The organism is Kocuria sp. CNJ-770, assembly GCF_001942375.1.
GTDB lineage: Bacteria > Actinomycetota > Actinomycetes > Actinomycetales > Micrococcaceae > Kocuria > Kocuria oceani.
The window spans coordinates 1-21250 of the sequence record NZ_MKJW01000118.1; the positions used below are offsets into that span (position 1 = coordinate 1).

Annotated in this window: 16 protein-coding genes and 1 pseudogene; 12 read left to right on the forward strand and 5 right to left on the reverse strand. The window is 73.3% G+C overall.

Annotated elements, in window-relative coordinates; translation table 11 throughout:
• The first annotated feature begins 92 nt into the window (after positions 1 to 92).
• The 3 genes from rsmA to BJF77_RS14165 all read left to right on the forward strand — a co-directional run bounded on the left by rsmA (position 93) and on the right by BJF77_RS14165 (position 2388).
• On the forward strand, positions 93 to 995 hold the full coding sequence (gene rsmA / locus BJF77_RS14155) for a 16S rRNA (adenine(1518)-N(6)/adenine(1519)-N(6))-dimethyltransferase RsmA (RefSeq protein WP_075872569.1): 903 nt from the start codon (positions 93 to 95) through the stop codon (positions 993 to 995).
• The gene (locus BJF77_RS14160; protein ID WP_075872555.1) at positions 992 to 1945 is read left to right on the forward strand and encodes a 4-(cytidine 5'-diphospho)-2-C-methyl-D-erythritol kinase; all 954 of its coding nucleotides are present in this window, start codon (positions 992 to 994) and stop codon (positions 1943 to 1945) included. The genes rsmA and BJF77_RS14160 overlap by 4 nt, the downstream gene beginning before the upstream one ends.
• A 167-nt stretch (positions 1946 to 2112) precedes the next feature.
• Positions 2113 to 2388 (forward strand): hypothetical protein, encoded by a 276-nt coding sequence (locus BJF77_RS14165; RefSeq protein ID WP_075872556.1) that lies wholly within the window; start codon positions 2113 to 2115, stop codon positions 2386 to 2388.
• 9 nt (positions 2389 to 2397) lie between these two features.
• On the opposite strand, the pseudogene rfbA reads toward BJF77_RS14165, so the two are convergent.
• Positions 2398 to 3278, reverse strand: a pseudogene (gene rfbA, locus BJF77_RS14170) (glucose-1-phosphate thymidylyltransferase RfbA).
• A 117-nt stretch (positions 3279 to 3395) separates the two neighbouring features.
• On the opposite strand from rfbA, the gene rfbB reads away from it, so the two are divergent.
• The 8 genes from rfbB to BJF77_RS14210 all read left to right on the forward strand — a co-directional run bounded on the left by rfbB (position 3396) and on the right by BJF77_RS14210 (position 14378).
• On the forward strand, positions 3396 to 4394 hold the full coding sequence (gene rfbB / locus BJF77_RS14175) for a dTDP-glucose 4,6-dehydratase (protein ID WP_075872557.1): 999 nt from the start codon (positions 3396 to 3398) through the stop codon (positions 4392 to 4394).
• On the forward strand, positions 4391 to 5848 hold the full coding sequence (locus BJF77_RS14180; protein ID WP_075872558.1) for a sugar nucleotide-binding protein: 1458 nt from the start codon (positions 4391 to 4393) through the stop codon (positions 5846 to 5848). Before rfbB ends, BJF77_RS14180 begins: the two co-directional genes overlap by 4 nt.
• A gap of 460 nt (positions 5849 to 6308) precedes the next feature.
• Entirely contained in the window at positions 6309 to 7118 is an 810-nt protein-coding gene (locus tag BJF77_RS14185; protein WP_139318590.1) for a hypothetical protein, read from the forward strand.
• A gap of 56 nt (positions 7119 to 7174) precedes the next feature.
• Positions 7175 to 10450 (forward strand): PKD domain-containing protein, encoded by a 3276-nt coding sequence (locus tag BJF77_RS14190; RefSeq protein ID WP_075872560.1) that lies wholly within the window; start codon positions 7175 to 7177, stop codon positions 10448 to 10450.
• A gap of 145 nt (positions 10451 to 10595) precedes the next feature.
• A complete protein-coding gene (locus BJF77_RS14195; protein ID WP_075872561.1) occupies positions 10596 to 11927 on the forward strand; it encodes a DUF1972 domain-containing protein in 1332 nt (443 codons plus the stop codon).
• The gene (locus tag BJF77_RS14200) at positions 11924 to 12664 is read left to right on the forward strand and encodes a CDP-alcohol phosphatidyltransferase family protein (RefSeq protein ID WP_075872562.1); all 741 of its coding nucleotides are present in this window, start codon (positions 11924 to 11926) and stop codon (positions 12662 to 12664) included. Before BJF77_RS14195 ends, BJF77_RS14200 begins: the two co-directional genes overlap by 4 nt.
• Entirely contained in the window at positions 12661 to 13905 is a 1245-nt protein-coding gene (locus tag BJF77_RS14205; protein ID WP_075872563.1) for a glycosyltransferase, read from the forward strand. The genes BJF77_RS14200 and BJF77_RS14205 overlap by 4 nt, the downstream gene beginning before the upstream one ends.
• Positions 13902 to 14378, forward strand: coding sequence for an adenylyltransferase/cytidyltransferase family protein (locus BJF77_RS14210; RefSeq protein ID WP_075872564.1), 477 nt, complete (start codon positions 13902 to 13904; stop codon positions 14376 to 14378). Before BJF77_RS14205 ends, BJF77_RS14210 begins: the two co-directional genes overlap by 4 nt.
• A 64-nt stretch (positions 14379 to 14442) precedes the next feature.
• Here the strand turns inward: BJF77_RS14210 and BJF77_RS14215 are convergent, their stop codons facing one another.
• Positions 14443 to 16095, reverse strand: a complete 1653-nt coding sequence (locus BJF77_RS14215) for a proline-rich domain-containing protein (protein ID WP_075872565.1) — start codon at positions 16093 to 16095, stop codon at positions 14443 to 14445.
• Positions 16096 to 16287: 192 nt separating this feature from the next.
• On the opposite strand from BJF77_RS14215, the gene BJF77_RS14220 reads away from it, so the two are divergent.
• Entirely contained in the window at positions 16288 to 17610 is a 1323-nt protein-coding gene (locus BJF77_RS14220) for a ScyD/ScyE family protein (protein WP_139318591.1), read from the forward strand.
• 169 nt (positions 17611 to 17779) lie between these two features.
• Here BJF77_RS14220 and BJF77_RS14225 read toward each other — a convergent pair whose 3' ends face one another.
• The 3 genes from BJF77_RS14225 to BJF77_RS21085 all read right to left on the reverse strand — a co-directional run.
• Positions 17780 to 19006, reverse strand: a complete 1227-nt coding sequence (locus tag BJF77_RS14225; RefSeq protein WP_083665169.1) for a phosphotransferase — start codon at positions 19004 to 19006, stop codon at positions 17780 to 17782.
• A gap of 4 nt (positions 19007 to 19010) precedes the next feature.
• The gene (locus BJF77_RS14230) at positions 19011 to 20858 is read right to left on the reverse strand and encodes an ABC-F family ATP-binding cassette domain-containing protein (protein ID WP_075872567.1); all 1848 of its coding nucleotides are present in this window, start codon (positions 20856 to 20858) and stop codon (positions 19011 to 19013) included.
• A gap of 3 nt (positions 20859 to 20861) precedes the next feature.
• Positions 20862 to 21250 (reverse strand): hypothetical protein (locus BJF77_RS21085; RefSeq protein WP_222845006.1); only part of this gene is annotated, 389 nt, incomplete at its 5' end.

Consider the following 21250-nt stretch of genomic DNA (forward strand, 5'->3'; position numbering starts at 1 on the left):
ACCTGGCCCTGCACCTCGTGTACGTGGCGCTGCTGGCCCGGCTCGTCCTGGACTGGGTGCAGATGTTCGCCCGCAGCCGATACGATGTCCCGGTGACAGAATCCACCCCGCCAGGAGCCGCCGCCCGCCCTCTGCTCGGGCCCGCGGAGATCCGTGCGCTCGCGGAGCAGCTGGGCATCCGGCCGACCAAGACGCTCGGGCAGAACTTCGTGATCGACCCCAACACGATCCGGCGGATCATCGCCGCCGCACGGCTGGGCGAGCACGAGACGGTGCTGGAGGTGGGACCGGGCCTGGGCTCGCTCACCCTCGGGCTGCTCGACGCCGCGGAGCAGGTGGTGGCGGTGGAGATCGACCCCCCGCTGGCCGCGCAGCTGCCCCGGACCGTGGAACGCTTCCGGCCGGAGCTGGCCGACCGGCTGCACGTGCTCGAGCAGGACGCCCTGCGCGTGCTCGAGCTCCCGGCCGAGCCCACCGCCCTGGTGGCGAACCTGCCCTACAACGTGGCCGTCCCCGTGCTGCTGCACCTGCTGGCCCGGTTCCCCTCGATCCGGCACGGGCTGGTCATGGTCCAGGAGGAGGTGGCGGACCGGCTCGCCGCGGCGCCGGGGTCCAAGGTCTACGGCGTGCCGTCGGTCAAGGCCGCCTGGTACGCCGAGGTCACGAAGGCGGGGACGATCGGCAAGAACGTGTTCTGGCCGGCCCCCCAGATCGCCTCCGGGCTGGTGCGCTTCGTGCGCCGCGAGCAGCCGGTGGCGGAGGTGGACCGGCAGCTCGTCTTCGCCGCCGTGGACGCGGCGTTCGCCCAGCGGCGCAAGACCCTGCGCGCCGCCCTCGCCGGGTGGGCCGGCTCCGCCGCGGCGGCCGGGGAGCTGCTCGAGGCCGCGGGGATCGATCCCGGGCAGCGCGGCGAGAAGCTGGACGTGACCGCCTTCGCCCGGATCGCCCGGGCCGGGGCCGCCGCCGGGCTCACCGCCGGAGCACGCGGCGCATGAGCACGATGATGCTCACGGAGCAGGCCCAGGCCCCCGGCAAGGTCAACCTCTTCTTCGCCGCCGGCCCGCCGCGCCCGGACGGCTACCACGACGTAGCCAGTCTGTACTGCGCGGTCGGCACGACCGAGACCGTGACCGCCACGCTCACCGCGGGGACCGGGATCACCGTGGGCGTCGCCGCGGTCCCCGGCTCGCTCGTGGCCCAGCAGATCGCCCTCGGCAGCTTCCGCCTCGACGCGGTCCCCACCGACGACTCCAACCTGGTGGTCCGCGCCGCCCGCGCCGTGCTCGGACACCTGCCCGCGCTGCCCGGCGGCCTCCACCTGCAGATCGACAAGGCCGTGCCCGTGGCCGGCGGCATGGGCGGGGGCTCCGCCGACGCCGCCGCCGCCCTCGTCGCCGTGAACCGGCTCGCGGCCCGGGCCGGCGGCGTCCCCGGGCTCGACGACGACGCCCTGCTGCGGCTCGCGGCCGGTCTCGGCGCGGACGTGCCCTTCGCCCTCACGGGAGGCGCGGCGGTGGGCACCGGCACGGGCGCCCGGCTGCGGCCCGCGGCGGTCGGCGCGCCCCTGCACCTGGTGCTGGTGGCCGCCGAGGCGGGCCTGTCCACACCGGCCGTCTACGCCGAACTCGACCGGCTGCGCGCGGCCGGGGGCGTGCCGGCGCCCGGGCTGCCGGAGGGGCTCGAGCACGCCCTGGCGGCCGGGGCGCCGGAGGAGCTGGCCCCGCTGCTGGCCAACGACCTCCAGCCCGCCGCCCTCTCCCTGGCCCCGCAGCTGGCACCGGTCCTGGCCGCGGGCGCGGCGGCGGGTGCGCTGGCGAGCTTCGTGTCCGGCTCCGGGCCCACCGTGGCCCACCTGCTGGCGGACGCGGACGCGGCCGAGGACCTGGCCGACCGGCTCAGGGCCCGGGGAGCGCCGGCGCTGGCGGTGCGCGCTCCCGGGCACTGATCGCGCCTCCGACGCGCCGCAGCACGGACACGTTCCTTCCGGGACGATCTCGCAGGATGCGCAGCAGATGTGTGCAGATGCACATGACATGATGCTGGGGTCGGGTGGAACACGGCGATACCGGGATCGCGCGATCGGTGCGCAGCCTGACCGATGAGCGAGCCCGGGTGATGGTGGCGGTCCTGACGTACCGGCCTCCTCAGGACCTGGCCGCTGTCCTGCTGCTGCTCGTGCGACAGGCGGACAGGTGCGCGGACAGCGTCGAGGTCCTCGTCGTGGACAACGATCCCGAAGCCGGTGCCCGCGGCCTGGTGCCGGCGTTCACGGGACCGGTGCGGTACGTGCACGAGCCGACGCCCGGCATCGCCGCAGCCCGCGGAGCAAGCATGCTTTCCGGGGCGTGCGGGTACGTCTACAGCGAGTGCCGGCGCTCCACGGAGTGACGGGCCTGCTCAGCCCACGGGGACCCGCTCCCGGTCGAGGAGGCCCAGCAGATAGGCCCCGTAGCCGCTCTTGAGGAGACTCTCGGCGCGTTCGAGGAGCTCGGCGTCGGTGAGCATGCCCATCCGCCAGGCCACCTCCTCCGGGCACCCGATGGACAGCCCCTGTCGAGCCTGGACCGTGCGCACGAATGCACTCGCGTCGGCCAGGGAATCGAAGGTCCCGGTGTCGAGCCAGGCGGTGCCGCGGTCCAGGAGCTGCACGTGGAGCTGGCCGCGCTCGAGGTAGAGCCGATTGAGATCCGTGATCTCCAGTTCCCCGCGGGCCGAGGGCCGGAGCGACCGGGCCAGATCGACCACTTGGTTGTCGTAGAAGTACAGGCCCGGGATCGCGTAGCGGCTGCGCGGCCGCTCGGGCTTCTCCTCGATCGAGACGGCCCGGCGGTCGTCGTCGAACTCGACCACGCCGTAGGCCGTGGGGTCCGCCACGCGGTAGCCGAAGACGGCGGCCCCCGTGATGTCCTCGAAGCGCCGGAGCCGCGTGCCGAGACCGGGTCCGTAGAAGATGTTGTCGCCGAGCACGAGGCACACGGTGTCGTTGCCGATGTGTCGGCGCCGAGCACGAAGGCCTGGGCGAGTCCGTCCGGGCTCGGCTGGACGGTGTAGCTGATGGACACGCCGAAGCGGCTGCCGTCCCCCAGCAGACGCTGGAACTGCGGTCCGTCCTCGGGCGTGGTGATGATCAGGATGTCCCGGATCCCCGCGAGCAGCAGCGTGGACAGCGGATAGTAGATCATCGGCTTGTCGTACACGGGCACCAGCTGCTTGCTGATGCCCTGCGTGATCGGGTGCAGACGGCTCCCGGTGCCCCCTGCCAGAATGATGCCCCGCATGGTCGTTTCCCCTTCCCCATGGGATTTACCTTTGTAACTGTATGAGATTCGTTATTTTTGTGCGTCCCCCGTTGTGCCCACCGACCAGGGCTCGCGGCGAGCCGTAAGATCACCGGCATGTCTCATCTGCTCATCACCGGAGGCGCCGGGTTCATCGGCTCCAACTTCGTCCGCCACGTCCTGCGGGAGACCGATCACCGGGTGACGGTCCTGGACCGGATGACCTACGCCGCGAACGAGGCCTCACTGGCGGGTCTGGATCCGCAGCGGTTCGAGCTCGTCGTGGGGGATGTCGCGGACGCCGAGGTCGTCGACGACCTGGTGCGGGCGGCGGACGCCGTGGTGCACTTCGCCGCGGAGTCGCACAACGACAACTCGCTGAACGACCCCTGGCCGTTCGTGCACACCAACCTCATCGGCACGTACACCGTGCTGGAGGCCGTACGCCGCCACCGCACACGCTTCCACCACGTCTCGACCGACGAGGTCTTCGGTGACCTGCAGCTCGATGACCCGCAGCGCTTCACGGAGGAGACCCCCTACAATCCGTCGAGCCCGTACTCCTCGACCAAGGCGGGCTCCGACCTGCTGGTCCGCGCCTGGGTGCGCTCCTTCGGCGTGGAGGCCACGCTGAGCAACTGCTCCAACAACTACGGCCCGTACCAGCACGTCGAGAAGTTCATCCCTCGCCAGATCACCAACGTCCTGTGGGGCGTGCGGCCCAAGCTCTACGGCGAGGGGCGCAACGTGCGGGACTGGATCCATGCCGAGGACCACTCTGCGGCCGTGCTGCGGATCCTGGAGGCGGGTGCGCCCGGACGGACCTATCTCGTCGGGGCCGACGGCGAACTGGACAATCTCACGGTGCTGCGCACGATCCTGCGGTTGATGGGCCGGGACGAGAACGACTTCGACCACGTCCGGGACAGGGCGGGGCACGATCTGCGCTACGCGATCGACGGCACCCGCACCCGTGAGGAGCTGGGGTGGGAGCCCTGCTACACCGACTTCGAGTCCGGGCTCGGTGCCACGGTGTCCTGGTACGCCGAGCACCGGGACTGGTGGGAGCCCGTCAAGGCGGCCACGGAGGCGAAGTACGCGGAGGCCGGACAGTGAGCTCGTCCGAGCCGGCCGTGCGAGGCACGGCGATCCCCGGCCTGCTGCTGGTCGACCTGCCCGTGCACGGGGACGACCGGGGCTGGTTCAAGGAGAACTGGCAGCGGACCAAGGCCGTGGCCGCAGGAGTCCCGGACTTCGGCCCCGTGCAGAACAACATCTCCTTCAACGGGGGCCGCGGCACCACGCGTGGGATCCACGCGGAGCCGTGGGACAAGTATGTCTCGGTCGCCACCGGCAGGGTCTTCGGGGCCTGGGTGGACCTGCGCGGAGGAGACACCTTCGGGACCGTGGTCACGTGCGAGATCGACCCTGCGACGGCCGTCTTCGTGCCACGGGGGGTCGGCAATGCCTTCCAGACGCTCGACGACGCCACGGCGTACACCTACCTCGTGAACGACCACTGGTCCGGCGACGCCCTCGACGAGTACAGCTTCCTGAATCTCGCCGACGAGACGGTGGGGATCGACTGGCCCGTCCCTCTGGAGCAGGCCCAGCTGTCCGAGAAGGACCGCCGGCACCCGCGGCTGTCCGAGGTCGTGCCGCTCCCGCCTGCCCCCGTGCTGGTCGTCGGACGCACCGGCCAGCTCGGCCGGGCCCTGGTCGAGCTGCTCGAGCGCCGCGGTCTGCCCCATCGTGCCGTGGACCGAGCGGAGCTCGACCTCGCCGATCCGGAGGGTTGGCCCGAAGGGCTGCGCACGGGGGAGCACCTGCGGCGATACCGCGCGGTGCTCAACGCGGCGGCGCACACCGCGGTCGACGACGCAGAGACCCCCGACGGGCGCACGGCCGCCTGGGCGGCCAACGCCACCGGCGTGGCCGCTCTCGCGGGTGCGTGTGCGGCCGCCGGGGTGCCGCTGCTGCACGTGTCGACCGACTACGTCTTCGACGGCACACTCCCGCACGACGAGGCGTATCCCGTGGATGCGCCGCTCGCACCGCTGTCCGTCTACGGGCAGTCCAAGGCCGCGGGCGAGGCCGCCGTCACGGCCCTGCCCCGGCATTGGCTGGTGCGCACCAGCTGGGTGATCGGCCGAGGCCACAACTTCGTCTCCGTGATGGCCGGTCTCGCCTCCCGCGGGATCTCGCCCCGCGTGGTGGACGACCAGGTCGGTCGGCTCACTTTCGTGGAAGATCTGGCCGCAGGACTGCTCCACCTCGTGGACCACCGGGCACCGTGGGGCACCTACCACCTCACGGGGGCCGGGGAGCCGTTGTCCTGGGCGGCCGTCGCCCGTCACGTGTTCGAGCGCGTGGGGGCGGACCCGGAGCGGGTGGTCCCCGTGTCCACGGCCGAGTACGTGGGCGGACGCACCGGGGTGGCCCCGCGTCCGGCCAACAGCGTCCTGGACCTGTCCGCCCTGCGCCGCACGGGTTTCGAGCCCCGGGATCATATGGAACTTCTGGGGACACATCTCCATGCGGACGGCGCGACCGGGAGACCTCGCGACTGAGCCGCTCCACCTCCTCGACAGACCCCGCCGGGATTCCGGCGGGGTCTGTTCCGTGCTGTGAGAACACAGCGCCCATGTCAGAGGAGGGTGCACGTCCGGGGCGGAGCCGGGAGGCCGGTACCGGAAGTCATGCCCCGTCCACCTGCCGGCGCACCACGACGTGGCGTGCGGCTGACGCACCCTTCCCGAGGTGGTGTCCCGAGCATGTGCAATAGCAAAAAAGGGGACAGAAAAGATACAGATGCAATGAATTGCCACTGCTAACGTCCTCCACAACTGCAGGCGCACGGAACCCGGAAGTTCGCGGTTTCGCCTGCACGCACCGGGGAAGGGGTTCCCCGGTGGACCACAGGGGGGATTCCGGCGGGTAGGCACCGCATCGGACGAGGACCGGCCACGGGGGTGGCGTCCGATCGTCCGGGGCGGCGCCCGGCCGGAGCAGAACGATCGGGGAATCACCATGACAAGCACCTCACGATCCGGCGGGGCACCGGACGCGGACCGGACGGTCCCGCGCTCCGGCTCCCCGTTGCGCAGGCTGGGCACCGGCGGGCTGGCCCTCGTCCTGGCCGCCTCGCTGTACGGCTGCGCGGACGCGGGAACGGGAAGCGCATCCGCCGTCGAGGCCACCACCGGGACCTCCGGGTCCGGCGCGTCGGCCGGCGAGACGCCGGACGCCTCCGCGTCCGAGGACCGCGGACCGGACGAGGCTCCGGAGGCGTCCGACGAGGCGTCCGACGCGGTGTCCGAGGAGGCGACGGACGAGGCCCAAGAGCCGGTGCGGGTCGCGGTGCCGGCAGAGCCCGGCGAGCCGGCCGTCGTCGAGGGCGGCGGCACCGGGAAGGAAGAGCGTTCGACCACCGAGACCGTCGGGCTGGACGAGCCCGTCCAGCCCGCGAAGGGCCTGGAGATCGCCGTCGAGTCCACGAAGGCCGTCCAGGCGGAGGGCATGGGTCCCGGCGGGATGTCCGGGCCCGCGATCACCGTGGTCGTGACGGTGCGCAACGCGACGGACTCCCCGGTCTCGACCATCGGGAGCAGCGTCACCCTGACGTACGGCCCCGACGACCGCCCGGGGGAGCCCTCCCGCCAGCCCGACGACGCCGGCCTGCCCGGCGAGGTCGCGCCCGGGAAGACCGTCTCCGGCACCTACACGTTCCTCGTTCCCGAGGACCAGCGGGAGGATGTCGTGATCACGGCCTCCTATCGCGCCACCGACCCGGCCGCGGTCTTCGCCGGCCGGGCGCACGACCAGGGAGCGGGCGCGTGAAAGCCCGCCCGCAGCCCCGCCCCAGCACCGCACACCACGACCTCGGAGGTCACCGCATGAAAAGAATCCTGGTCCCCGCCTGCGGCCTGCTCCTGGTCGTCGGCGCGCTGGCGCCCGCGCCTGCCTACGCGGACTCCGCCCCGGCGGATCCCTCGGACCCCCGCACGCCTCCCACCGTGACGGCGGACGCACTGCCCACCGTCCAGATCAACGGCGTCGTGTGGGACCAAGAGGTGGTCGGCAACACGGTCTACGCCGTGGGCGAGTTCACCTCGGCGCGCCCTGCGGGCGTTGCGGCCGGGCAGCAGGAGACCCCGCGCGCCAACGTCCTCGCCTACCGGCTCGACACCGGTGAGCTGATCAAGGAGTTCGCGCCCACGGCCAACGGGGTCGTCAAGACCGTCACCGCGAGCCCCGACGGCAAGCTGCTCTACCTCGGCGGGTCGTTCACGGAGATCAGCGGGGAGACCCGCTACCGGATCGCCGCCCTCAATCCCACCACGGGCGCGGTGGACCCCAGCTTCCGGCCGGTCCCCGACTCGAGGGTCAACGCCATCGTGACCGACGGGAAGTCCGTCTACTTCGGCGGCTGGTTCAGCGCCGTGGGCAACCAGCCCCGCGGGGGTCTCGCGGCCGTGGACGCCCGCAGCGGTGAGCTGCGGCCGTGGACGCCCGTCGCGGACGGCCCGGTGGACTCCATGGTCATCTCCCCCGACGGGGGGAAGGTCGTGGTCGGCGGCGACTTCGAACGGCTCAACAACTCCTCGGACCCGGGCATGGGCATGGGCGCGATCTCGACCACGGACGGCAGCCTCCGGCCGTGGAAGGTCGGCTCCACGGTGCGGAACGGCGTGGGGGACGGCGGCATCTCTGCGCTGACCACCGACGGCGAGTACGTCTACGGCACCGGCTGGACCTGGCTGCGCAACTCCAACTTCGAGGGGACCTTCAAGGCGTCCTGGGCCGACGGCAGCATCGAGTGGCTCGAGGACTGCCACGGGGACTCCTACGACGTCGTGCCCCACTCCGGGGTCGTGTACGTGGCCAACCACGCCCACAACTGCGAGTCCCTCGGGGAGTTCACGGACAGCCGTCCACGCACCTTCTACCGGGCCAACGCCTTCAGCGAAGAGGCCACCGGGGTGCTGGGCAGCACACGGGACGAGTACTTCGACTTCTCGGGCAACCCGGCCCCGAGCATGCTCAACTGGTTCCCCGACCTCGAGGGGGGCTCCTACACCGGTCAGTACCAGGCCGCCTGGACCGCCGAGGCCGCGGGCGACTACGTGATCATGGGCGGGGAGTTCCCGCGGGTCAACGGCAAGGGCCAGCAGGGCCTGGTCCGCTTCTCCACCCGGGCGAAGGCACCGAACGCCGTGGGTCCCCGGCCGGGCGGGACCGACATGGGGCTGACCGCGTCGTCCCACAGCGGCGGCACCGTGAGCCTGGCCTGGACCGCAGCATCGGACCAGGACAACGAGAACCTCACCTACCGCATCGTCCGGGACGGCAACACCGCCCAGCCGGTCGGCGAGGTCAAGGGCCGGCACCGGTTCTACAACCGCGCGCGCATGGCCTACACCGACTCCACCGCACAGGCCGGCAAGCAGCACACGTACCAGGTCGTGGCCGTGGACCCGACCGGACGCACGGTCGCCTCGTCCCCGGTGCAGGTCACCGCGGCCGGAGGTGCCGCACCGACCGGGTACACGCGCTCGGTGCTCCAGGACGCCCCGACGCACTACTGGCGGATGGGCTCACTCGACGCCGGACTGGTCGACGTGGCGGGTGGCGCCGGGCTGACGGCCGACGGCCAGGTCACCGGACCCGTCGCGGGCACCGTGCAGGGTTCGGACCAGGCGACCCGGTTCGCCCGCACCGACACCACGAAACCTGCGGGCTCCGCGTCCACGACGCAGCAGGAGCTGGGACCCCAGAGCTTCACCACCGAGACGTGGATCAAGACCACGACCACGGCAGGCGGACGGATCCTTGGCTTCGAAAGCGAGGTGGTCCGCGGAGCCCGGAGCACCGACCGGCACCTGTGGATGGGGCCCGACGGACGGCTGCACGCCGGCGTCTACCCGGACCGGGCCGTGAAGGCCTCTTCGGACAAGGCCTACAACGACGGTGCCTGGCACCACGTGGCCATGTCGCTCGGCGCGGACGGGCTCGCGCTCTACGTGGACGGCGCGAAGGTGGCAGAGAACACGGAGGCCACGTCCGCCCAGTACTACGACGGGATGTGGCGCATCGGCGGTGCCGTGTCCGCGACGTGGACCGGTGCCGGGGCGACCGGAGAGTTCACGGGCGACATCGACGACACGGCCGTCTACGGCAAGGCACTGGCTGCGGACCGGATCCGTGCACACTACGACGCGGCCGGCGGTGGACAGTCCGAGGCCGTTCCGCCCACTGCATCCATCGCGCACCGGACCACGGGCCTCACCGCGGCCTTCGACGCCTCCGGCTCGAAGCCGGGCGACGCGCCCCTCGCGTCCTGGACGTGGGAGTTCGGCGACGGACAGACCGGCACGGGCAACACGGTGACGCACGACTACGCGAAGGCCGGGACCTACACCGTGAAGCTCACGGTCAGGGACGCGGACGGCCGCACCGGGACCGCCACGCGCTCCGTTGCCGTCACCGAGCCCGAGCAGCCGGCGGAGCCGGGCGTGCTGGTCGACGACTCCTTCGACCGCACGGGGACCGGTTTCGGGTCTCCGGGCGAGGGCATGGCGTGGAGCCCGTGGTCCTCCAAGGCCACGATGTCCACGGCCGACGGCGCCGGGTCGATCGCGTGGTCGGCGGCCTCGGCCTCGGCCTCGGCGCGGTTGAACGGGCTCAGCGCCCAGGACTCGGACGTGCGGACCGCGGTGCGGTTCGCTGATGCGCCCACCGGAGGCGGCGGGTACTTCTCGGTGCAGTCGCGCCGGTCGGGCAGCGAGTTCTACGCCGCGACGCTACGGGCCCGCACGGGAGCCACGTCGGAGCTGTCGCTCACCCGCTCGGCCGGGGGCAAGGAGGATGTCCTGCGCAGCGTGCCGCTGACGGGTCTGTCCGTGGCCCGGGACAAGGAGCTCAACGTGCGTCTCGAGACGGTCACGGTCCCTGCAGGGGCCGGGACCGTGCTGCGGGCGAAGGTGTGGGCCACCGGGACCGCGGAACCGCAGGACTGGCAGGTCCAGGTGGAGGACTCCACCGCGAGCCTGCAGCGAGAAGGGGTGTTCCAGCTCGGCTACTACGTCTCGGGGTCCGCGACCAACGCCCCGGGGACCCTGAGCGTCAACCGCTTCACCGCACGCACCACCGGCTCCGCGGCGGCCAACTGATCCGGCCGCCGCACGGAGGGTCCTTCCGCCGGCACCCGGGAGGTGTCGGCGGAAGGACCCCAGGAGCACCGCACCATCAGCAACGGGCGACCGTGGGGACGGCCGCCCGGCTTCCGGACAGGAAGCACCACAGGGGGGAGAGACCATGCAGGAGAACAACGGCCGGGCCACCGGCCAGGGCAGCGGGGCCGGCGTGCTGCGCATCGGGATGATCGGGACCAGGGGGGTTCCGGCCGCCTACGGCGGATTCGAGACGGCGATCGAGGAGATCGGCTCGCGCCTGGCGGGGCGCGGACACGAGGTCGTGGTGCACTGCCGGCGCGGCAACGCCGCCAAGCTCAGCGGCGACCCGGGCACCCCGGATCCGGCGACGCACCGCGGCATGCGCCTGGTGCACCTGCCGGCGATCCGGGGCAAGGCCGTGGAGACGCTCAGCCACACGACGATGTCCGGCCTGCGGCACCTGGTGCGGCGGGACACGGACGTGAACTTCGTGTTCAACCCGGCCAACGCCCCGCTGCTGCCGCTGCTGCGCGGCGGAGGCACCCCGGTGGCCGTCCACGTGGACGGTCTGGACTGGAAGCGCGGGAAGTGGGGACCCGTGGGTCGCGCCTACTACCGGCGTGCCGAGGCGCTGTCCGTCCGCTGGGCGGACGCGCTGATCGCCGACGCCATCGGGATCCAGGACTACTACCGGCAGGAGTTCGGGGTCGACACCACGATGCTGTCCTACGGCGCTCCCGTTCTGGAGGGCATCGGCTCCGATGCCCTCGCGGGACTGGGTCTGGCCCCGCACGGCTACCACCTCGTGGTCGCCCGCCTGGAGCCGGAGAACCACGTGGAGATGATCGTGGAGGGCTACCACCGCAGCTCGGCGGCCCTGCCGCTCGTGGTCGTGGGCACCGCGCCCTACGCCGCCGACTACATCGACCGGATCGAGCGCACGGCCGCCGCCGACCCCCGGATCCGGCTGCTCGGGGGCGTGTGGGACCAGGAGGTGCTGAACCAGCTGTACGGCAACGCCCTGAGCTACGTGCACGGGCACTCCGTGGGCGGGACCAACCCGTCCCTGCTCCGTGCCATGGGCGCGGCCGCCTCGACGCTGGCCTACGACGTGGTCTTCAACCGTGAGGTCCTCGGGGCGGATGCCCGGTACTTCGGTGCCGCCGAGGACCTGCCCTCGCTGCTCGCGGAGGCCGAGGCCGACCCGGTCGACCAGGTCCGCCGCGGTGAACGACTGGCGGTCCGCGTCCGCGAGCGCTACGACTGGGACCGCGTGACGGACGGCTACGAGCAGCTGGCCCGCGCTCTGGCTCGGGGCACCACGACCCGGGGCTCCGCCACGGGCCGTCGCACCGGGCGCGTGTGGGCCTCCGACCCGACGGCACGGCGGACGTCCGAGGGCGTGCCCGCCCTCACCCGCGCCGGGGCGCCGGCCCCGGCCGTGACCGGCGCCGAGGAGGTGCGGGTCCCGTGACCACGACCTCCGAGCGACCGGGCGCCCCGACCTACTGGGAGACCGTGGCGCAGCTCGCCGCGGCGCAGAAGGGCCGCGCCGCGGGGGCGCCCGCGTACTCCGTGTTCGTCAACCGGCCGGCGGGGCGGCTGCTGGCCGCGGCCGCTCACCGCGCCGGGCTCAGTCCCAACCAGGTGACCGGCATCAGCGCGGGTTGCTCGGCCGCCGGCATCCTGGTCCTCGCCCTCGTTGCACCCACGATGTGGTCCGGGGTGCTGGTGGCGTTCCTCCTGGCGCTGGGCTACGCCCTCGACTCCGCCGACGGCCAGGTGGCGCGGCTGCGCGGCGGTGGTTCGGCGGCGGGAGAGTGGCTCGACCACGTCATCGACTGCGCCAAGATCTCTCTGCTGCACATCGCGGTCCTGGTGGCCGCGGCTCGGTTCCTCGATGTCCCGCAGACGTGGCTGCTCGTCCCGCTGGCGTTCCTGGCCCTGGACAACGTGGCCTTCTTCACCATCATCCTCAACGACTCGCTCAAGCAGATCAGGGGTGTGCCGCTGCGCCGGCCGGGACAGTTCCGGCCGATGCGCTCCGTGGTGCTGCTGGCCGTCGACTACGGGGTCGTGTGCCTGTCCTTCGTGCTGCTGGGGTGGACCGAGGCGTTCGTGCTCGTCTACACCCTGCTGTGCACAGCCCTGGCCGGGCACACCGCCCTGGCCCTGCCCAAGTGGTTCAACGACATGAGGAGGCTCGGATGACCCGGCGCACCCGTACCAGGAACGAGGGGCCCGTCCTGGTGGTCCACCCGAGCTCCGACCTCTACGGCGCCGACCGGATGCTGCTCGAGTCCGTCCGGCAGCTGGTCGACGCCCACGGCGACGTGGTCGTGGCCGTTCCCGGACCCGGCCCGCTGGTGCCGCTGCTCCTGGCAGCGGGGGCGCGCGTCGAGCAGGTCTTCTCCCTGGTGCTCGAGAAGCGCCACCTCGAACCCCGGAACTGGCCCGCACTCGTGCGCGACACCGTGGCCGGGCTCCGGCCCGCGCTGCGGACGATGCGCCGTCTGCGGCCGCGCGCCGTGTACGTCAGCACGGAGGTCCTTCCCGTGTGGCCGCTCCTGTCCCGATGGGCCGGGGCGCACGTGGTCGTCCACGTCCACGAGGCGGAGCTCGAGATGCCGGCCCCGATCCGGCTCGGGCTGGCGCTGCCGGTCCTTCCGGCTCATCGGGTGCTCGTGAACAGCGAGTGCACGCTCGCGTGCCTGGTCGAGGCGGTGCCGCGGCTCGCCGGGCGGTCGACCGTGGTGCTCAACGGGGTGGCGGGGCCCGCGGACCCACGGCCTGCGCGCGCGCATCTGGACGGGCAGCTGCGCATCGTCTACGTGGGACGGCTGTCCGAGCGCAAGGGCGTCCACCTGGTGGTGGAGGCACTGCGCCTGCTCGAGGAGCGCGGCGTCAACGCGGTCCTCGACCTGGTCGGGGACGTGGTTCCGGGCAAGGAGTGGTACGAGCAGCGGCTGCGCCGGGCGATCGAGACCGCAGGGGTGTCCCACCGGGTGCGCTTCCGCGGCTTCCACGCCGACGTGTGGCCGTGGCTGGAGGCGGCCGACGTCGTGGTGATCCCGCCCGTGGTGACCGAGGCCTTCGGCAACACCGCCGTGGAGGCCGTGCTGGCGGCCCGTCCCGTGGTGGTGGCCGATCACACGGGACTGCGCGAGGCCGTGGGCGACTACTCCTGCGTGGCCGGTGCGGACACGATGGCCCCGGACGCGGCCGCACAGCTGGCCGACGCCTTCGCGGCGGTGGCCGCCGACTGGCCGCGGTTCCGGGCCGCGTCCGCCGCCGACGCGCCCGTGGCACGCCGGCGGCACGATCCGCGGGTCTACGGCCGTCAGGTGGCTGACGCGGTGGCCCCGCCCTCCTCCGGACGATTCGGGGGAACCGTCGGCGCGGAAGTCCTGCGGGGACCCGGCGCCCTGGCCGAGAAGGAGCGCACAGCATGAGCAGCACGAGCAGCACGAACAGCACGGGCTCGGACGGCACGAGGCGGCCGAGGCTCGGCTATGCGGCAGGTGCGTTCGACCTGTTCCACGTGGGACACCTGAACATCCTGCGCCAGGCGAAGCAGCACTGCGACCACCTGATCGCCGGGGTGGTCTCCGACGACCTGATCGAGATCACCAAGGGCCATCGCCCGGTGGTCTCCCTGCGGGAGCGGATGGAGATCGTCGAGCACATCCGCTACGTGGACCAGGTCCACGCCGAGATCCTGCTGGACAAGATGGACACGTGGCGGGAGCTCCGCTTCGATGTGTTCTTCAAGGGCGACGACTGGCGCGGCACCCCGAAGGGGGACCGGCTCGAGCAGGAGTTCGCGGCGGTCGGCGTGGAGGTCGTGTACTTCCCGTACACGGTGCACACGTCCTCCACGAAGCTGCGCGCCGCTTTGGAGGCGCTCTCACTGCCGGCCGCCTGACCGCTCCGCGCCGGGTCGCTCAGGGCCGGGTTGCGCAGGGCCGGGTTGCGCAGGGCTGGACTGCTCAGGTCCGGGTGTCGGGGTCGGCGCCCGGACCGGGCCCGGGACCGCGATCGCCGGCCGCCCACGGCGGCCGGGCCGACGTCGAGCCTCCGGGCGGGACGTCACCGCCCGCCGGAGGACGCTGCGCGCCGCTCGGCGGATACGCGCCGGCGCCGGCCGGTGCGTGGGGACCGGGACCGTCCTGCGGGTAGGAGCCAGGACCGCCCTGCGCGTAGGGGGTGGTTCCGGCCTGCGGGTAGGGGGTGACTCCGGCCTGCGGGTACGCGCCGGCTCCGGCACCCGGTCCGGCGGTCCCGCCCGGCGGCAGCCCCGCGGCCCGACCGCGCCGGTGCGCCCGGCGGCGGCGCAGCACGTCCCAGAGCCACACCGCCAGGGCGCCGACGCCGAACAGCGCCACCAGCAGGGCCACCACCGGCCCGAGGTAGGGCACCGCCCGCAGCAGCACGTAGATCAGCAGGCCCAGCGCCAGGGCCCCCGCGCGCTTGCCGAGGCGCGCCGGGGCGGGGTCCCGGAACAGGAGGCCGCCGCCGGTGAGGCCGGCCACCACCGGGGCCAGCAGGGCGATGGCCAGGATCAGGCCGAGCACCAGCACGGCGTGGAGCACCACGCCGGTGGCCACGACCGCAGCCGCCAGCCCGCCGAGGGTCAGCAGTCCCAGGCCGATGCCCAGCAGGATCGCGACGACCAGGAGCGCCAGCGCCGCCACCGCGGTGCCGGCGATCGCGAGCACGCCCCATCCGAGGCTCAGGAGGGGACGGGTCCGCAGCACGGAGGCCGTTCCCGTCACGGTCCGCGGGATCAGCCACAGCGCCAGCAGCCCCGCCAGCAGCAGCGTGACGAACAGGCGCAGGCCGGACAGCAGCACGGCCAGCGGCCCGGTGGGCCCGGCCGGCTCGGCGTCGTCCACGACGACCCGCTCGTAGGAGATCTCCCCGGTGACCTCGGCGCCCGGGGCGATCGAGGCCTCGGCGGCCGACCGGTACGAGAGGTCCCCGGCCACGCGGGCCTCGTCGGTGAGCGTCAGGCCTCCCTCCACCGGGGGCACGGGCACCTGGGTGGCCGGCGCCCAGGCGGCTTCGACGTCGTCGTCGCTGCCGACGTCGGCCTGCACACTCCCGCCGATCGCGCCGGCCAGGGCGAGTCCGGCGGCGCCGGCGGTCACGCTCCCGTCGATGCTGCCCGCGAGCAGGGCCTGGTAGGCGCCGAGGAGCACGTCCCCGCCGATCTCGGTGCCGGGGCGGGTCTGCAGGCTGAAGCCGGCCGCCACGAGGTCCCCGGCCACGCGGGCCCCGTCCCCGAAGTAGAGCGCCTGACCGGCGACCCGGGCGTCGTCGCCCACCGTGCCCTCGACCACGATGGTCTGGGCCGCGGCCAGGAGGTCGCCCTCCACCGTGCCGTTGACCGTCACCCGGCCCGCGGCCACCACGAGGTCACCGCGCACGGTGCCGTCCACGACGACCTCGCCGGCGGCCGCGTACAGGTCGTCGTCGACGACCTCGCCCTCGGCGACCCGCACGGTCTCGTCGTTGCGGATCTCGGCGGCTCCGCCGGCGGGGGCGGCGAGCAGCAGCCCGGTGAGCGTGAGGGCCAGGGCGAGCGCCAGCCGCAGCAGGAGCGTGGTGGGCGAGGTGCGGAACGGCTGTGGGACCTCCATGCTGTCGAGTGCACGCCGGGGCTCGGGAGCGTGTCAAGGATGCGGCCGCTCGTGACGCGTCCCCGCCGTCTACCTGCAGGTAGGTCAAGAGCCGGTCACGGTTGGCGCTGTTGCGGGCCGTTCCGCGCGCGTCGGTCCTAGCCTGGGCCTGTCGCACGGCTGGCGTGCGGCAACTTTGACCGGGGGTGGGTCATGAACAGACTGGGAGCAGGATCCGTCACGGCGGCGGTGGTGCTGGCCGGTGCGGTGCCGGCGGCGACCGCGCACGACGGCGACCGGCCGCTGGGGCCGCGCGTCGTCGCCGAGGGCCTGGACAACCCGCGGCAGCTGAACTGGGGCCGGGGAAACGACTCCCTGGTCGTGGCCGAGGCGGGGCGCGGCGGTCCGGACTGTGTCGACATGAGGTGTGCGGGGGCGACCGGGGCGGTCACGCTGATCGGGGACCCGCACCGGCACACGCCCACGGTGACCTCCGTGGTCGAGGGACTGCTGTCCGTGGCGGGTCCGGACGGGTCCTTCGCGGAGGGGCCCGCCGGCGCGGACGCCACGGATGTGGAGGGGCAGTACCTCGTCGCCGGCTACGACCCGGCGCGCTTCGACCTCGCGGTGCCCGAGGCGCGGGGCGGGTCGATGCTCGTGGCCGGGACCGAGGAGGACGGGGCGTCCTATCTGATCCCGTACGCCGACCTGCAGGCTGCCGAGGAGGAGCTCAACCCGGACGGTGCGCAGGTCGACTCCAACCCGTACGCGGTGCTGTACGTGGACGAGGACGAGGACGCATCGCCGGACGGCTACGCGCTCGTGGCGGACGCCGGGGCGAACACGGTGTGGAAGGTCGAGCCGGACTTCTCCACCGCCACGGACGACGCCCCTCCGGAGTACGAGATCACCGCGTGGGCCACGTGGCCGACCACCGCCCTCGCCGACGGCACGGACGACCCGGCCGGGCCGGCCGAGTTCGTGCCCACGTCCCTCGCCACCGACGACGACGGGAACGTCTACGTGGGCGGTCTGGGCTCCGTCCGGCCGGGCGAGGCCTCGGTCGTCCAGTTCTCCGCGGACGGCGTCGAGCTGGAGCGCTGGGACGGCTTCACCGCCGTGACCGGCGTGGCCGTGGACGACGACCACCTGTACGTCTCGCAGCTGTTCGGACCCACGCCGCCGCAGCCCCCCGGGGAGACCCCGGCGGACGAGGCGCCGTCCACCCCGGGGGAGGTCCCCGGTCAGGTGGTCGTCCTGCACCGGCACCACGAGGACCCGGCGCGCTGGGCGGTCGACGTCCCGCTCCCGGCCGGCCTGGCGGCCGACGGTTACGGCAACGTCTACGCAGCGGTCAACAGCGTCGCGACGGCCGAGGGCATCGAGGCCGGCCCGCAGAACCCCTTCGGCGCCGTCGGCGGCGGCGCAGTCTGGGAGCTGGACTTCTCCGACGCCTACCGGCTGGACGCCGCACCGGGCACCGAGGCACCGGACTCCGCGGAGGACGCGGAGACCACGGAATCCACGGACGGATAGCCCGGGGAGGAACGACGACGGCGGTGGCGGGACCAGCTCCCGCCACCGCCGTCCTGCCGGGCCCGTCATGTCCAGCTCGTCGTGCTGGGCCTGTCGTGCTCGAACCGTCGTGCCGAGGCCGGTGTGCCGAGCACGGTGAACTGGACCTGACGCGCTCGGCTCGGTGTGTTCAGCCCGCCGAACGCTGGTCGGCCTGGGCGAGGAAGCGCTCGGCGATCTCCAGCCGCCGGCGGGCCCGGTCCGGCGGGCCGCCCGAGCGCCGGGCGCCGGCGACCAGGGACAGGGCCACCCCGGCGCAGCGGACCCGCAGCGCGGCGGGATCCACCGCGTCCCCGAAACCGGCCAGCAGCCGTTCGGCGGTGGCCGGCGCGTGCCCGTAGCGGTCGCTGACCGTGGGCAGCACGGCCACGTGGGCGACCAGGCAGGCGAGGTCGTCCACCCGGTGGCCCGGTCCCACAGAGTCGACGTCGAGCAGTCCCGTCAGCGGCCCGAACCGCCCGCGCCCGTCGGGGCCCACCAGCAGGTTGGCCTCGTAGAGGTCCCCGTGCACCGGCACCGCCGGGCCCGGGTCCGTGGTGCCGCGGGCGTCCTCGATCGCGGTGGCCAGTCGCTCGGCCCGCTCCCGCTCCTCGGGCAGCGCGACGGCGGCCGCGTGCCCGTAGTCCAGCACCCGGTCGGTCCAGCCGGCCCGCCGCGGCAGCTCTGCGGCCGCGGCGGGCAGGGCGTCGAGCAGCGCCAGGACGTGCTCGGGACGCAGCGCGGCGGCGCCGTCCTCCCGCACCGCGCTCGCCAGGGGAGCCCCGGGCAGCTCGTGGATCACCACCACCTCCTGCACCGGCTCGCCCGCCGGCGCCGGCACGGGCAGCCCGGCGTCGAGCAGCATCCGCAGCCGGCCGTGCAGGGCGGCGGCCCGGCCGCGCCGGAGCACCTTGAGGTAGCGGACCCCGGAGTCGTGGGTGGCCCGCTGCACCGCCCGGCGGGTCGGCCGGTAGGAGATCGCGGTGAGCTCGGCCGGCACGGCGGAGCCGAAGACCGTGCGCCCCACCGCCTCGGGCGAGCTCGCCCACGCCAGCCCGGGCAGCCAGGGGTCGTGCGGATGCCGCCACGCGGTCAGGGCGAGGCCCTCGTGCGCGACCAGCAGCGGGCCGCCGGCGTGCTCGACGGCCTCCCGCGGAGGGGCGGTGGTGCTCACGCAGACCACCTCGGCGACCCGCCGCTGCCCGTCCCGGGCCGCGACGTCGAAGATGGCGCTCGCGCCCACCCCGGGGCGGTGGTGGACCCGCCGCAGCGTCCACCGGTCGGCGTCCAGCCCGGCCGGGCGCAGCACCTGCTCCAGGACCGGGCTCATCCGGGGGCCGGTCAGCAGGGCCACGGCCTCCCGCTCGGGGTCGGCCACCGGTCTAGGCCAGGTCCTCGGAGAGCTCGAGCCAGCGCAGCTCGAGCTCCTCGATCTCGTCCTGGACCGCGGTCAGCCGGGCGGTGATGCCCGCCAGGCCGGTGTAGTCGGACTGGTCGTGGGCGGCCATCTCCGCGTGGATGGTGTCGACCTTCGCGGTGAGCTTCTCCAGCTTCCGCTCGATCGCGCTCACCTCCTTCTGCGCGCTGCGGGCCCGGGCGCCGGAGAGCTTCGGCGCGCCCTGCGCCGTCGCCCCCTTGGACCCGTTCGAGGACGCCCCCGTGGCCGCCAGCGGGTTCGAGGCGTTCGCCGAGCCGGCGGCCGTGCCGGTGCGCGACTGGGCGGCGAGCTCCAGGTACTGCTCCACGCCCCGGGGCAGGTGCCGGAACCGGCCGTCGATCACGGCGTACTGCTGGTCGGTGACCCGCTCCAGGAGGTAGCGGTCGTGGGAGACCACCAGGAGGGTGCCCGGCCAGGTGTCCAGCAGGTCCTCCATCGCCGCGAGCATGTCGGTGTCCAGGTCGTTGGAGGGCTCGTCGAGGATCAGCACGTTGGGCTCGTCGAGCAGGATCAGCAGCAGCTGCAGCCGCCGCTTCTGCCCGCCCGAGAGGTCCTTGACGGGGGTGGCCAGCTGCTCGTTGGTGAAGCCCAGCCGCTCCAGCAGCTGTCCCGGGGTCATCTCCTTGCCGTCGGCGAGGTAGGTGGTGCGCTTGGACGCGACCACGTCCGAGACCCGGTCCTCGGCCACGTCCTCCAGCTCGGACAGCTGCTGGGTCAGCGTGGCGATCCGCACGGTCTTCCCGCGCTTGACCCGCCCGCTGGTGGGCGGGACGTCACCGGTGACCAGGCCCAGCAGCGTGGACTTGCCCGCGCCGTTGACGCCGAGGATGCCGGTGCGCTCGCCGGGGGCGATCAGCCAGGTGACGTCCCGGAGCACCTCCCGCGGGCCGTCGTCCTCGGTGGGGTAGGAGACGGAGACCTTCTCCAGGTCCACCACGTCCTTGCCGAGCCGGGAGACGGCCAGCTGGGACAGCGCCACGGTGTCGCGCGGCGGCGGGACGTCGTTGATCAGCTGGTTGGCGGCCTCGATGCGGAACTTGGGCTTCGCGGTGCGCGCCGGGGCGCCGCGGCGCAGCCAGGCGAGCTCCTTCTTCATCAGGTTCTGCCGCTTGGCCTCCACGGTGGCGGCCTGCCGGTCCCGCTCCACCCGCTGCAGGACGTAGGCCGCGTAGCCGCCCTCGAAGGGCTCGACCATCCGGTCGTGCACCTCCCAGGTGTCGGTGCACACGGCGTCCAGGAACCAGCGGTCGTGGGTGACCACGGCCAGCCCGCCCTGGTTCTTGGGCCAGCGGTTGTTGAGGTGGCGGGCCAGCCAGGTGATGCCGTCCACGTCCAGGTGGTTGGTGGGCTCGTCCAGGAAGATCACGTCCCAGTCCCCGGCCAGCAGCGCGGCGAGCGCCACGCGGCGCTTCTGCCCGCCGGAGAGCTCCCCGATCCGGGCGTCCCAGTCCAGGTCCTTGACCAGCCCGGCGATCACGTCCCGGACCTTCGCGTCCCCGGCCCACTCGTGCTCCTCGCGGTCCCCGACGACGGCGTGCCCCACGGTCAGCCCCGGGTCCAGCACGTCGGCCTGGTCGAGCATGCCCACCCGCACGCCGGAGCGCACGGTGACGCGGCCCCCGTCCGGCTTCAGCCGCCCGGCGAGCAGCTTCATCAGCGTGGACTTGCCGTCGCCGTTGCGGCCCACGATGCCGATCCGGTCGCCCTCGTCGATGCCGAGGCTGACGGAGTCGAAGACCGTCTTGGTGGGGAATTCGAGGTGCAGGTTCTCGCCGCCGAGTAGATGTGCCACCCGTCAAGGGTACTCGCGTGCGGTGGCCGGCTCCCCGCCCAGCACCCGCCGCCCCCGCACACCTGCACACCCGCACACCCCAGCTCCCCGCCACGCCCCTCCCGCTGAGTCCCCCCTCTGCCTGCCGAGTCCCCCTTCTCCGCTCCCCGTGCGCAGCCTGTTCCTCACCTCAACCACGCCCCTGCTGTCGACCGTAGGCTCGAGGTAGTGGACGAGTCGCGTCAGAGAGTCGTTGCCGGAGAGGGACTCGTAGATGCCCGTCTCCTCGTCATAAACCGCCAGGAAGCCGGAGTCGTCGTCAGCCCTGCGACTGGTGCCGGACCACTCGATCACGCGCACCTCCCGCAAGGCCAAGATCATCTCGGCGACCAGGCGAGCGGGCAGCCGCTCGT